Below are 13,487 nucleotides of genomic sequence, written 5' to 3' on the forward strand. Positions count from 1 at the left end.
CTCCCCATCTGGGATCAGTCTGGGATCAGAGGCTGAGCCGGTAGGCCCGGCGGGCCGTACCGCGGAACACCTCGGTTCGCTCCTCGTACGACAGGCCCTCGCACAGCCGGTCCGCCACCTCGGCGACCTCCGCGTACGAGGCGGCGAGCAGGCAGACGGGCCAGTCGGAGCCGAACATCACCCGCGCCGCGCCGAACGCCTCCCACGCCGTCTCCGCGTACGGCCGCAGTCCCGCGCCGGTCCCCGCGCCCCGGCCGGCCCCGGTGACCAGGCCCGACAGCTTGCAGAACACCTGCCCCCCGGCGGCGAGCCGCCCGAGATGCCGTGCCCACGCGGCGAACTCGCCGTCAGCCGGCGGCGGCTGGCCCAGGTGGTCGAGCACGAAGGTGACCTCCGGGCAGGCGCGCACGGCTTCGAGGGCCGCGGGCAGCTGTCCGGGCCGGACGAGGAGGTCGTACGCCAGGCCCGCGGCGCCCACCGCCCGCAGGCCGCGCAGCACCTCGGGCCGGGTCAGCCAGCCCGGGTCCGCTTCCGACTGCACCGGGTGGCGGATTCCCACCAGCCGGTCGCCGCCGGGCAGCCGGCGCAGCTCCGCCAGCCGGCCGGGCACGTCGGGTGCGGTCAGGTCGACCCAGCCGACGACGCCCGTCACCGGACCCGGCGCGGCGGCGAGCGCGAGCAGTTCCGCCGTCTCGCCCGGCTCCGGCAGGCTCTGCACGAGCACCGTGCGGTCCACGCCCGCCGCGAGGATGGCCGGCGCGAGGTCGGCGAGCCCGAAGTCGCGCCGGATCGGGGCCAGAGCGGGGGAGTCGAGCCAGTCGTGCCGGCGTGCCGAGAGATCCCATACGTGGTGGTGGGCGTCGACACGCCACGGCTCGCTCATCGCGTCGCCCCCTCCCGCCGCGCGCCGGGCACCGTGTCCGGCCCCGCGCCCGCCGCGGACGCGGCGCCCGCCGTGCCCACGGTGGCCACCGGAGCCGGGCCGCGGGCCGCCCAGGGGGCGCCCAGCTCGGAGAAGAGGGCGAGCCGGGCGGCGCTGGCGTCGAGCAGTGCCCGGATGCCGGGGATGACGCGCCGCGGCGCCGTGCCGCGGTGGTCCGAGTGCCAGGCGTCCGGCGGCAGCCGTACCGGATCCGGCGCCGTGCGCACCGCCTCGACGACGCGCGTGAACGCGCCCGCGCGCGCCAGCGGGCTCAGCAGCGGGGTGCCGTCGCGCAGGTGCGCGAGCAGGTTCTCCAGCAGGTCGGTCCGCGGGTGCAGGTGCTCCTGCTGCGGCCGGCCCGAGCGGACCAGGAGCAGCCGGTCGGCCGTGTACTGCAGCGTGATCCGGCCCTGTTCGCCGTGCACCACCACGTACGGCGGGGCGTTCCGCTCGGCGCACAGCGTGGCGGCGAGGGTGAGCGTCGTGCCGCGCGCGGTCCCCAGCCGTACGCAGGAGGTGTCGTCCGCCTCGATGTCGTGGGCCCGGAAGAGCTCCAGCTCCACCGACGCGACGTCCTCGGCGCGGTCGCTGCCGTCGATCCGCAGGGCGGTGGCCAGCGCGTGCGCGAGGGGGTTGGTGAGCACGCCGTCGACCACGTCCACGCCGTCCACGCCGCCCGGCGGGAGCGGGAGGCGGCGGCGTCCGGCCCACGGGGTCCGGGCGTAGTAGCGGGCGTCGCGCACCCACGCGCCCGCAGCGCCGATTCCCCGCAACGGGCCCACCGCGCCGTCCGCCACCAGCTCCCGTGCCGTCTCCACCGCCCGGGAGCCGAACGACTGGAAGCCCACCTGGCAGACGACGCCTGACGCGCGCAGCGCGTCGGTCAGCCGGGCGAAGTCGACGAGGGAGGCGACCGGCGGCTTCTCCAGCAGCACGTGCGACCCGGCCCGTACGGCGGTCAGCGCGAGGTTCACGTGCGTGTGGATGGGTGTGCTGACGATCGTCACGGCGGGGCCGGTGCGGGCGAGCAGCGCCGCGAGGTCGCCGGACTGCTCGGGCCCGCCGAGGGCGTCGAGGTCCGCGGTGGCGAGCGGCGCCGGGTCGCATACGCCGACGACGCGCACCAGGCCGGCGGCGGTCAGGCGCGTCAGGTTCCGCCGGTGCGCGGTGCCGTAGCCGTGGGCGCCGGCGAGGACGACGGGCACCGGCTCCGCCGGCCGCGGCGGTACGGGACCCACGGCTACGCCAGGTCCCAGCCGGCGAGCGCCGCGTGCACCCGCGCCTTCATATCCGGCGGCAGCGGGTGGCTCGGCGGCCGTACGTCGGGCCGGCAGAGCCCGAGCGAGGCGAGGGCTTCCTTGACGACGGCGACGTTGTCGGCGGACCGGCGCTCCGCGCGCAGGGCCTCGAAGTCCCGGATCTGGTCCCAGACCTTCATCGCGGCGGCGAAGTCCCCGTCCCTGAGGGCCCGGAGCAGGCCGAGGGAGACGCGCGGGGCGACGTTGGCGAGCCCGGAGGTGAACCCGGTCGCGCCCACGGCCCAGTAGGCGGGCGTGTACAGCTCGGCGAGGCCGGCGACCCAGACGAACCGTTCGAGCCCGGCGTCGCGGGCGACGGCGGCGAACCGGGCGGCGTCCGGCACCGCGTACTTCACGCCGGCGACGTTGGGGCACAGCTCGCCGAGACGGCCGATGAGGCTGCCGTCGAGCAGCGGGTCGCGGATGTAGAGCACCACGCCCAGCTCGGGGACGGCGTCGGCGACGGCCCGGTGGTAGGCGAGCCAGCCCTCCGCCGAGACATACGGGTTGACCGGCTGGTGGACCATGACGAGCCCGGCCCCGGCCTCGCGCGCGTGCCGGGCGCCGCGGACCGCGGTGGCCGTGTCGAGGCCGACGCCGGCCACGACGGCGACCGCATCACGGGCTGCCGGGCCGCCTGCCGGGCGAGCCGCGCGAGCGGCTTCCCCGACCGCCAACTCGACGACGAGCCGGCGCTCGTCCTCGCCGAGGGCGTAGAACTCGCCGGTGTTGCCGCCCGGGGTGATGGTCCGTACTCCGTTGTCCAGCAGTCGGCGCAACAGCAGCTGGTATGCCGCCTGGTCCACCTCCCCGTCGGCGTCGAAGGGAGTCACCGGAATGGCGACGAGATCGGAGAGTGCGTGCTTATGGTCCTGCTGCACTGGCTGCATCATCGGCTCCGCCCGAGGGGTGGTCAGGGTCGAGTCACTGTGCTTGCATGCTGCTTGGTTGCTGGCATACCACCTGAATGCCATGACGAATCCTAGCAGTGCGCCGACGTAAGGAGCCCGTCCCATGCGGCTGTTCCGTTCGTTCCTGGCTCTCCCCGTCCTGGTCGCGGCCCTGCTCGCGGCCCTGGTGACCGCCGTTCCGGGCGAGTCCACCGCCCGCGCCGCCGGCACCCGTGCCGCGCCGCAGCTCCAGCCGCAGGGAGTGGAGGAGGCCGTCTGCACGGACACCCCGCTGCGGCTCACCTTCGACTCGCCCGTGCAGTTGGGCGACAGCGGCCAGGTGCAGGTCCACCACGCCGACGGCACCCTCGTCGACGTGATCGACCTCGCCGACTCCGGGACGTACCAGAAGAGCATCGGCGGTGCGCTCACCGACTACGGCGAGGTCCACCGCTGGTTCTACGAACCCGTCGTGATCGACGGCCGCACCGCCTCCCTCCACCTGCACTACGTCCTCGACCCGGGGCAGGAGTACTACGTCACCGTGGACGAGGGGTTCTTCCGCGGGCACGAGGGCATCACCGGCCCCGACGCCTGGCGGTTCCGGACGCAGGACGCCCCCGCGCCCGGCGCCGGGCGGCTGTCCGTCGACCGGGCCGGCGGCGGGGACTTCTGCACCGTCCAGGGCGCCGTCGACTTCGTGCCCGAGAACCGCGAGGACGGTGATCACGAGGTGCGCATCGACGTGGCCCCCGGGACGTACCGCGAGATCGTCTACGTCCCCCAGACCAAGCCGCACCTGACCGTCACCGGCAGCGGGGCCGGTGAGACCGTGATCGGCTACCCCAACAACAGCGTCCTCAACGGCGACGCGGCCATGTCCGACGTGCCGGCGCGGCAGAGCTACTGCCCCCGCCGCGTGCTGCCGCAGCCCGACCGCTTCAACTGCTGGCGGGCCGCCTTCGGGGTCGACGCCGACGACTTCACGCTGCGCGACGCGACCATCCACAACACCACCCCCGACGGCGGCTCCCAGGCCGAGGCGTTCCGCGGCAACGGCGACCGCATCGTCCTGGAGCGCGTCCGCGTCCTCAGCTACCAGGACAGCCTACGGCTCCAGGGCCGCGCCTTCGTGACCGACAGCTACGTGGAGGGCGACGTCGACTTCGTCTGGGGGACGGGCGGCGTGTTCGTCCAGGACTCCGAGCTGAAGTCCCTCGACACCGGCTACGTCAGCCAGGTGCGCAACGCCGACGACGGGCCCGGAAACGTGTTCGTGAACACGCGGCTGACCCGGGCCGCTCAGGTGCCGGACGGCAGCGTCCTGCTCGGCCGCATCGACGACCGGTTCACCGGCAGCCAGGTCGTGTTCATCGACTCGCCCATGGACGGGCACATCGCCCCGGTGGGCTGGGGGCTCACCGGATTCGACTGCACGGCCGCCGAGAAGCTGCGTTTCTGGGAGTACGGCAGCACGGACCTCGCGGGCGACGCCCTCGACGTCTCCGGCCGGCTGCCCTGCTCCGAGCAGCTCGACGAGGCACAGGCCGAGACCTGGCGCGACCCCGCGACCCTGCTCGACGGCTGGGACCCGCGCTCCTAGAAGCAGACACCCGTGGGGCCGGTGCACCTTCGCCGGCCCCGGCGCGGATACACCACCACTCCGACGAACCCACGGCAGGTGATCACCATGTCCACGGTGTCCCGCAGGACCCTCCTCGGTGCACTCGGCACCACGGCCGCCGGCGCAGTCGCCACCACCACGGCCACCGCCCCCACCGCCGCCGCCACACCGGCCGGCGCGGCCCCCGCGGCGGCGGCCGGGGCAGCGGCCGGGGCAGCGGCCGGGGCCGCCCCGCCCCGCCCGCCGCGGCCGGTGGCGCCGGTCAACGCCGAGGTGGCCGCGGCCCACAGCATCGACTACCGCGCGCTCCCACAGCAGGTCGTCGGCGTCGACACGGAGGAGCTGATGGCCGTGTACACCGAGGCCGACGCCGACGCGCTGCGCGCCGCCCTCGTGCGGGAGGTGTGGAAGTCGGCCGACGGTCGCCTGCCCACCGCCCTGCCCGAGGTCGACGAGGGCGTCGACGGCAGCGAGCTGCCCGCCTTCGAGGGCGTACGCCGCATCGACCGGCTCACCGTGCGGCTGCCGTACGGGCTCAGCTCCGTCGTCTTCCTGCTGCTGCCGACAAGCAGCACGCACGGGCGGTTCGCGCTCTACCACAACGGCCACGGTGAGGAGCCGAGCACGATGCGGCGCACCGCGCAGGGGCTGCTCGACGCCGGGTACGCCGTACTGCTCCTCGCCATGCCGCTGTACCACTGGAACCCCAGGGAACTGGAGGACCCCGCGGACCCGTCCCGTACGGTCACCGTGGAGTCGCACAACGACCTCGGACCGTGGGAGACGGCGGAGTTCTCCACGCTGCGGTTCTTCCTGGAGCCGCCGGCGGTGGCGCTCAACCACGTGCAGCGCACGTACCGGCCGCCCTCGGTGCAGATGACCGGCCTGTCCGGCGGGGGCTGGTGCGCCACCGTCTACCCGGCGCTCGACACCCGAGTGACGCGCAGCTATCCCACCGCCGGCTCGCTGCCGTTCTTCCTGCGCTCCGCGCCGCCCAAGCCCAGCCCCACGACCGGCGACTGGGAGCAGCGCAAGGACTCTCACCCCGTGTTCTACGGGCTGACCGACTTCATGGACCTCTACGCGCTGGCGGCGGTCGGCGAGCACCGCCGCCAGATACAGATCCTGAACCGCTTCGACGACTGCTGCTTCAACGCGGTGGGCCACCGCTCCTACGAGCCGGTGGTGCGCCACCGCGTCCAGGTCATCGGCAACGGACACTGGGAGCTGCTGGAGGACGCCACCCACGGCGACCACACCATCAGCCCCTACGCGCTGTCCGTGATCCTCTGGGACCTCGACGTCGCGTGCGCCCACCAGCCGTAGCCCGCGTCTGGCGCCTCAGCCGGCCGGCAGCGGCACGAGCGTGTCCGTGGCCACCGGGGCGCCCGTCGCGAACGACTCGTTCGCGGCGAGCCCGGTGACCAGGGCCAGCGCGCCGTCGACAGCGGTGGCGCGCTGGCCGTCGGCGCCACCGCTGCCGTCCGCCGCTCCGTCCGCTGTTCGGCCCGCGGCCCCGTCCGCTGCTCGGTCCGCCGCCCCGTCCGCCGGGCCGAACAGCGCGCTGAGCATGCGTTCGTCGCCGCCGCCGTGTCCCGCGTGGTCGTAGCCCGGCACCGGCACCTCCTGCGGCTCCCGCCACAGCGGGCGCAGCAGGATGCGCGGGCCGCCGGCGTTGGCCATCGCCTTGTCGCCGTGGATGGCGCCCTTGCCCGAGGCGGTGCGCAGCCGCGGCGGCTGCCAGCGGCTCTCCTCGACCTCCAGTTCCAGCCGTCCGGCGGTGCCGTTGAAGGCGACCCGGTAGCCCTCCCAGGGGGAGTAGGCGGTGAGGTGGTACGTCATGGCGGCGCCGGTGTCGTAGCGCACCAGGACCGACATGTCGTCCTCGATGGTGATGCCGTCGCCGAAGACGTTGCGGTCGCGCAGGTAGCCGTCGTGGGTCTCGGCCTCCAGATAGAGCGAGCGCAGCGCGTCGTTCTCGGCGAGCGGCAGTGCGAACGGGTCGTCCTGGGCCGCGGCGGCGCCGTGGGCGCGCTCGTAGTCGCGCCGGTAGCCGGACTTCTCGCCCGCCTCGCGGCCGTAGAAGCCCAGCCGGCCGTGGCCGAAGACCTGCCGCGGGCGGGCTCCCAGCCACCAGTTGACGAGGTCGAAGTGGTGGCTCGACTTGTGCACCATCAGCCCGCCGCTCTGGTCCTTCTCCCGGTGCCAGCGGCGGAAGTAGTCCGCGCCGTGGCGCACGTCGAGCAGCCACTCGAAGTGCACCGACAGCACCTCGCCGACCGCCCCGCCGGCGAGCAGGGCGCGGATCTGCGCGTGCACGGGGTTGTAGCGGTAGTTGAACGCGACGGCCACCTCCCCGCCGGTGTCCGCCGCGGCCTTGAGGATGCGGCGGCAGCGCGGCGCGTCCGTGGTCATCGGCTTCTCCGTCACCACGCGGCAGCCGGCGTGCAGCGCCGGCACGATGTACGCGTCGTGCAGGGCGTCCACCGTCGTGACGACGACCTCCTCGATGCCGTCGGCGCGCAGCCGGCGCTCGAAGTCGTCCGGGGCCCACGCCGCGGCCTGAGGCGCCCCCGCCGCCGCGAGGAGCCTTTGGTGGTGGGCGATCCGGGCCGGGTTGGGGTCGCACAGCGCGGCCACCCGCAGGTGCGGGCGGCGGGCGAGCGCGGTGGTGAACATCTGGGCGCGGGAGCCGGTGCCCACCACGACGGCGCGGGCTGGTGGTTCGACGGGGGTGGTCGACGTCATGACTGTCCTCCGAGGGGTTCGCCGTTGACGGTGACGTTGTGCACGGAGAGTCCGTTGACGGACTGCAGCAGCGCGGGCTGCGCGGCGTCGGCGAAGTCGAGGCCGGACAGCCGCACGTCGCGTACGGGCTCCTCCGGACGCGCCCGGATGCGTACGGGGTACTCGCACGGTCCGCCGATCCGCCAGCGTGCCGCCGACAGCCGGCTGACCTCGGCGAGGTGCTCGCCGCCGGTGCCGCCCGCGTACTGGAACGTCACCTCGAACGGTACGTACGTCCAGCCCGGCGCCGCCACGTCCGTCACGCGCACGTCCCGTACGTAACCGCCGCGGGTGGGCGTGGACTTGACGTTGAGGATCCAGCCGACGGCGGCCTCGTCGAGGTCCGGGTGGCGGGGCAGGTGCAGTCGCCGGGCGAGCACGTCGGACACCCCGCCGCTCATCTCGCTGCCGATCGCCACCGCGGCGCCCCCGCTGAGATAGCGGCAGTCCTCGATCAGGATGTGGCGGGATGGCACGCCGACCCGCCGGCCGTCCCGGTCGCGGCCCGACTTGATGGCGATGCAGTCGTCGTCGGTGGCGAAGGTGACGCGGCTGATGGCGACGTTCTCGCACGAGTCGGGGTTGCAGCCGTCGCTGTTCGGGCCGTGGCACTCGACGGTGACGCCGCGCACGGTGACGTTCCGGCTGAACACCGGATGGATGTTCCAGAACGGGGAGCCCAGCAGCGTGACGCCCTCGATGAGGACGTTCCGGCAGGAGTGCGGCTGGACGAAGCTGGGGCGCAGATAGTGCCCCTCGCCGAGGACGCGCTCCGCGACGGGTACGCCGTCGGCGCCCCAGCGCTCCAGCTGCCCCCAGTCGTCGCGCTCGTGCGGCATGCCCGGCCCCCAGCCGAACTGGCCGGAGCCCTTCCACGGCCACCAGTGGGAGTTGTCGCCCTGCGCGTCGAGGACGCCGCGGCCGGTGACGGCGATGTCGTGGGCGCGGTGGGCGTAGATCAGCGGCGAGTAGTTGTAGACCTCGATGCCCTGCCAGCGGGTGAGGACGACGGGCAGGTAGGCGGCCGGGTCGGTGCTGAAGAGCACGGTGGCGTCCGCGGCGACGTGCAGGTCGACGCCGCTGAGCAGGTGGATCGCGCCCGTGGCCCAGCGGCCCGGGGGCACCAGCACATGGCCGCCGCCGGCGTCGTGGCAGGCGCGTACGGCGGCCCGGAAGGCGGCGGTGCAGTCCGTGGCGCCGTCGTCGGCGGCGCCGTAGTCGGTGACGGGGAACCAGGCGTCGGGGAAGCGGGGGAGGCCGGGCCCGGCCGTGTCGGTGTCTGTGCCCGTGGCCGCGTTCGCGGCGGTGGTGGACAGCGGGACCGCGGCGGCGGCGAGAGCGCCGAGCCGTAGGACGTCTCTGCGTGCGGGCCTGCTCATGGCGACTCCCTCGGTGGCGCGGTCGGTGGTGCGGGTCGGTTGAGCGAGGGCTGCGGGTCGGTCGTGCGGGTCAGTTGAGGCGGTGCTCGCGGTGGTAGCGGGACGCCTCGCCGGCGGCGTGGGCGGCGAACATCGGCCCCGTGGTGTCAGGGTCGCCGGTCCGCAGGGCGTTCAGCAGCTCGGCGTGGTACTCCGCCATCGCGCGCCAGTCGCCACGGAAGAGCGGATTGCCCAGCACGTGCAGCCCCCACATACTGGACTCGATCATGCGCCACAACCGGATGAGCGCCGCGTTGCCCGCCGCCTCGCAGACGTGCCGGTGGAAGGACATGTCGGCGTCGCGGAACGCGCCGATGTCGCCGCTCTCCGCGGCCCGGCGCAGCAGCGTCACATCGCCGTCGAGCAGCCGCAGCCGCTCCTCGTCCAGCCGGCCGGTGGCCCTGCGGGCCGCGTACTCCTCGAACATCACCCGGATGTCGCGGACTTCCTGCGCCTGCCGTTCGGAGACCTGCGAGACGTACGTGCCGCGGCGCGGCTGCGAGATGACCAGCCCCTCGTGCGCCAGCCGCTTGATCGCCTCGCGGGCCGGGGCCTGGCTGGTGCCGACCTGACGGGCGATCTCCGACTCCACGAGCCGCTGGCCCGGCACGAGTTCGCCGCCGACGATCCAGGAGCGCAGCAGCCCGTAGACGTGGTCGGAGAGCAGCTGGCGGGGCAGCTGCACGGCCGCGGGGAAGGCTGCCCCGTCGGTGCGGCCGGCCTGGCCGGTGCGGGCAGACATGGTGGGGGCAGCCGGGACGGGGCGCGGCCGGCCGTCGGCCTGCTGTCTGCGCTCCTCCTCCTGCCAGATGCGGGCGACGGTGGACTGCGACAGCCCGAGCGTCCGGGCCAGTGAGCGGGTGGACGGGACCGGACCGCCCTCGCGCGCCTGCGTCAGCAACTCGGCGATGTGCCGCTCGGCGTCGTGCCGCCCGGTGGTGCGCGGGCGCCCCGACCGCGGGGCGTCGCTCAGCCCGTCGACCCCGCCGCTGAGGTATCGTTCGCGCCACTTGGCCACGGTGGCGGGGCTGACCTGCAGGCGCTTGGCGATGTCCGCGTTGGCCAGTCCCTCCGCGCAGGCGAGCACGATGCGGCTGCGCAGCCGCAGCGCCTCGGGCGGCCGGGCCGACCAGTCCCGCAGCGTCGCGCGGTCCTCGTCGCTCAGCTGCGGGAACTTCCGCAGATCCGGTGCGGTCACGGGCCCGCATCACCTCTCGATGTCTGTGGAATTCTGACTCACTTCGCGGGTCTTCACGGCCACTGTCATCAACTTTTCTTTCATGACAGGCACCTTGACGGCGCTTTACTACGAACATATTAACTTATCGTTGCTCGATTGTTGACCCACTAAACCGTGATCGCCCGTGCTCGCCAAGGAGGAACCGATGCGTCAGCGGCAGACGGAACGAGTGTGGGCGGGCGCGGTGGCCGTGCTCTCGGCGGCTGTGCTGGCCGGGTGCGGCTCGGGGGGCTTCTCCGACGACGACGGCGACTCCGGCGGCTCGTCGGAGGGCGGCACGGTCCGCATGCTCGTCAACATCACCCCCAACCTCACCCAGGACTTCTGGAACGACTTGGTGAAGCCCTTCGAGGAGGCCAACGACGGCGTCGACGTGAAGATCGAGGCCCCGTCCGGCAAGGGCGTGGCGGACACGCTGCAGCAGCAGCTCGCCGCGGGCGACCCGCCGGACGTGGTCGAGACGCTGATGGTGGACGAGACGCTCGCGCCCAAGATGCTGGAACTGACCGACGAACCATGGGTGGCCGACACCCCGCTGGTGAAGGAAGCCGCCCTGGACGGAAAGATCTACAACGTCGGCGTCGGCGAACAGGCCCAGTCCCTCGTCTTCTACAACAAGAAAGCCTTCGCCGAGGCCGGCATCGAACAACCGCCCACCACACTCGACCAGTTCACGAGCGCGATGGGCAAGCTCAAGGACGCCGGCTACCTGCCGCTGCAGACCTCCGGCGAGTTCGTCACCGGACTGCAGCTCCTGCAGTTCGCCGACCCGTCCCTCGCCCAGAGCCACCCCGACTGGTACGCGGACGTCGGGCGCGGCGAGCCGACCGTCGGCGAGTCGATGCTGCCGTATCTGGACCTGTACGACAGCTGGCTGGAGCGCGGCTACCTCGACAAGAACGCGATGGGCCTGAAGAACGTGGACGGGGAGACGAACTTCCTGTCCGGTAAGTCGGCGATGTACGTCATGGGCAGCTGGTTCACCGCCTCCGTCGCCGCCGCCGAAAAGGGCGACGAGGTCGGCGTCTTCGCCGCCCCCGTCGCCGAGGGCCAGGACCACCCCGGCCCGCAGGGCGCGACGATGGCCGCGCCGTACATGGTGCTCAAGGACACCGGGGATCGGGACCTGGCGCTCGAACTCGTCGAGTGGCTGGTCACCGACAAGCAGGCGATCGTCAGCCAGCTGGAGCAGGACGGCAACTTCCGCAGCGGCTTCGAACGGGACGTCAGCCCGCTGGAGGAGCAGGTGCAGCAGATCCTCGACGAGGCGCCCTCCCGGGTCGCCCAGGGCGAGGGCTACGGCGACGACACGCTGCCCCGCGGGTTCAACACCGCCTGGAACACCGAGGTACAGGGGCTCTACACCGGCCGCTCGCCCGAGGACGTCGCCGAGGCGGTGGACCGGTGGCTCGAGGACCACTCCTGATGAGGAAGGCACCCGTGCGGCCGCCCGTGCAAAGCAGGACTGCCCGCGGCAGATACCGGGACGGCCTCGCCTCCCTCGTCATGGTCGGCCCGGCCACCGTCCTGTATACGGTGATGCTCGCCGTCCCGGTCGGCCTCGCGGTCTACCTCAGCCTGACGGACTGGGACGGCTACAGCTCCAGCCCGGCCGTGGTCGGCGGGGACAACTACGCCGACCTGGCGGACGACCCGGCGCTGCGCCGCGCGGCCTTCGTCACGCTGCTGCTGGCGGGTGCCGGAACCGTCGGGCTCAACGTGCTCGGCCTCGGCTTCGCGCTGCTGCTCAACGGCAAGTCCCGGGCCAACGCCTTCTTCCGCATGGTCATGTTCTACCCGCACGTGCTCAGCGCGCTGGTCGTCGGCTTCCTGTGGAGCGCGATCCTCGGCACCACCGGAGCCGTCAACAACTTCGTCACCTCCCGGGGCGGCGACGTGCTGCCCTTCCTCTCCGATCCCGACTGGGCGCTGGCCACGATGGTGGCCGTCGTCGTCTGGTCGGCCTTCGGGGTGAACGTCGTGCTGTACCTGGCCGGGCTGCAGGCCGTACCGCACTCGCTGATCGAGGCCGCGCGCATCGACGGCGCCAGCCGCCGGCAGGTGTTCCGCCACGTCACGCTGCCCGCGCTCGGCCCGTCGGTGACCATCAACCTGGTGCTGTCCCTGGTCACGCTGCTCAAGACCTACGACCTCGTGGTCTCCCTCACCGCGGGCGGCCCCGCGGGACAGACCCAGACGGTCGCCTACCTCATCCTGTGGAACTCCTTCCACGACGGGCGCCTCGGCTTCGGCTCGGCCCAGTCGGTGGTGCTCATGCTCGTCACCGCGGTCCTGGCGCTCGCCGTCACGCGGCTGCGCCGGCGCGGGGAGACGGCGGTGTACTCATGACCCTGCACAGCGAGACCACCCCGGCACCGGCCGCCGCGCGGCCCGGAGACACCGAGGGGCCAGCCGCCCCGGCGCCGCCCGCCGCCGGCGGGCCGCACCGCAAGGGACTCCGGCGCAGGCCGCCGGGCCGCCGCCGCGGCCTGCCCCGGCTGGTGTTCCTGTCCGTCGTGACGATCGGCATGCTCGTCCCGCTGTACGTGCTGGTCGTCAACGCCTTCAAGGACCAGCAGGACATCCTGGAGAACCCGTTCGGGCTGCCGTCGGGCGGACCCACGTTCTCCTACCTGAACGAGGTGCTGCACGACTCGCAGTTCAACATCGTCCGCGGCTATGCCGTCACCCTGTTCTTCGTGGTCTGCGTCAACGTCCTGTCCGTCGTGCTCGCCGGCCCCGCCGCGTACGTCATCGCCCGCAGCAGCCGCCGCCGGTACCGGGCGCTGATGGTGTTCTTCCTGGCCGGCACCTTCATCCCCAGCCAGGTGCTGGTGATCCCGGTCGTCTACGTGCTCAAGACGCTGGGACTGATGGGAACCGTGCGCGGTTTCGTGCTCTTCGAGACGGTCCTCACGCTGCCGTTCTCGATCTTCCTCTACGCGGGCTACATCGCCACGATCCCGCGGGAGCTGGACCAGGCCGCCGCCGTGGACGGCGCCGGTCCCGTGCGCACGTTCTGGCGCATCATCTTCCCGCTGATGCGCCCGGTGGTCGCCACCATGGTCATCCTCAACACCTTCTCGGTGTGGAACGACTTCGTGAACCCGCAGATCATCCTCGGCCCCGGCAGCGGTCTCTACACCGTCACCACCGGCGTCTACGCGGCGGTCAGCCAGTACCAGACCGACTACACGGTGGTGTTCCCCACCCTGCTGCTGGCCATCGCGCCGCTGCTCGTCTTCTTCGTCTTCATGCAACGCCACATCATCAGCGGCCTGACGGCCGGGGCGACGAGAGGCTGAGCG

11 protein-coding genes are annotated in these 13,487 nt (G+C 73.0%); 5 read left to right on the forward strand and 6 right to left on the reverse strand.

The window, feature by feature from the left end; all coding sequences use genetic code 11:
* Positions 1-25: 25 nt before the first annotated feature.
* The 3 genes from T328_RS23455 to T328_RS23465 are packed head-to-tail and all read right to left on the reverse strand — an operon-like array spanning position 26 to position 3,110.
* Positions 26-883, reverse strand: a complete 858-nt coding sequence (locus T328_RS23455; protein ID WP_496498119.1) for an amidohydrolase family protein — start codon at positions 881-883, stop codon at positions 26-28.
* Positions 880-2,160 (reverse strand): Gfo/Idh/MocA family protein, encoded by a 1,281-nt coding sequence (locus T328_RS23460; protein ID WP_496498120.1) that lies wholly within the window; start codon positions 2,158-2,160, stop codon positions 880-882. The genes T328_RS23455 and T328_RS23460 overlap by 4 nt, the downstream gene beginning before the upstream one ends.
* Positions 2,161-2,162: 2 nt before the next feature.
* The gene (locus T328_RS23465; protein ID WP_496498198.1) at positions 2,163-3,110 is read right to left on the reverse strand and encodes a dihydrodipicolinate synthase family protein; all 948 of its coding nucleotides are present in this window, start codon (positions 3,108-3,110) and stop codon (positions 2,163-2,165) included.
* 124 nt (positions 3,111-3,234) lie between these two features.
* On the opposite strand from T328_RS23465, the gene T328_RS23470 reads away from it, so the two are divergent.
* Together T328_RS23470 and T328_RS23475 are read left to right on the forward strand one after the other, a co-directional pair.
* Complete coding sequence (locus T328_RS23470) at positions 3,235-4,713, forward strand: pectinesterase family protein (RefSeq protein WP_496498121.1); 1,479 nt, start codon at positions 3,235-3,237, stop codon at positions 4,711-4,713.
* A gap of 87 nt (positions 4,714-4,800) precedes the next feature.
* Positions 4,801-6,060, forward strand: coding sequence for a hypothetical protein (locus tag T328_RS23475; RefSeq protein WP_496498122.1), 1,260 nt, complete (start codon positions 4,801-4,803; stop codon positions 6,058-6,060).
* 15 nt (positions 6,061-6,075) lie between these two features.
* On the opposite strand, the gene T328_RS23480 is transcribed toward T328_RS23475, so the two are convergent.
* The 3 genes from T328_RS23480 to T328_RS23490 form a co-directional block, all read right to left on the reverse strand.
* A complete protein-coding gene (locus T328_RS23480) occupies positions 6,076-7,482 on the reverse strand; it encodes a Gfo/Idh/MocA family protein (protein ID WP_496498123.1) in 1,407 nt (468 codons plus the stop codon).
* A complete protein-coding gene (locus tag T328_RS23485) occupies positions 7,479-8,900 on the reverse strand; it encodes a glycoside hydrolase family 28 protein (protein ID WP_496498124.1) in 1,422 nt (473 codons plus the stop codon). The genes T328_RS23480 and T328_RS23485 overlap by 4 nt, the downstream gene beginning before the upstream one ends.
* A 70-nt stretch (positions 8,901-8,970) precedes the next feature.
* A complete protein-coding gene (locus T328_RS23490; RefSeq protein ID WP_496498125.1) occupies positions 8,971-10,137 on the reverse strand; it encodes a GntR family transcriptional regulator in 1,167 nt (388 codons plus the stop codon).
* 187 nt (positions 10,138-10,324) lie between these two features.
* On the opposite strand from T328_RS23490, the gene T328_RS23495 reads away from it, so the two are divergent.
* The 3 genes from T328_RS23495 to T328_RS23505 are packed head-to-tail and all read left to right on the forward strand — an operon-like array spanning position 10,325 to position 13,484.
* The gene (locus tag T328_RS23495) at positions 10,325-11,605 is read left to right on the forward strand and encodes an ABC transporter substrate-binding protein (protein WP_496498126.1); all 1,281 of its coding nucleotides are present in this window, start codon (positions 10,325-10,327) and stop codon (positions 11,603-11,605) included.
* Positions 11,605-12,528: a carbohydrate ABC transporter permease gene (locus tag T328_RS23500; RefSeq protein ID WP_496498127.1), complete on the forward strand. Its 924-nt coding sequence runs from the start codon at positions 11,605-11,607 to the stop codon at positions 12,526-12,528. The genes T328_RS23495 and T328_RS23500 overlap by 1 nt, the downstream gene beginning before the upstream one ends.
* Positions 12,525-13,484 carry a carbohydrate ABC transporter permease gene (locus T328_RS23505; RefSeq protein ID WP_496498128.1) on the forward strand — a complete coding sequence of 320 codons (960 nt, stop codon included), beginning with the start codon at positions 12,525-12,527 and terminating at the stop codon, positions 13,482-13,484. The genes T328_RS23500 and T328_RS23505 overlap by 4 nt, the downstream gene beginning before the upstream one ends.
* Positions 13,485-13,487 lie beyond the last annotated feature (3 nt).

Source organism: Streptomyces sp. CNX435, from assembly GCF_059570575.1.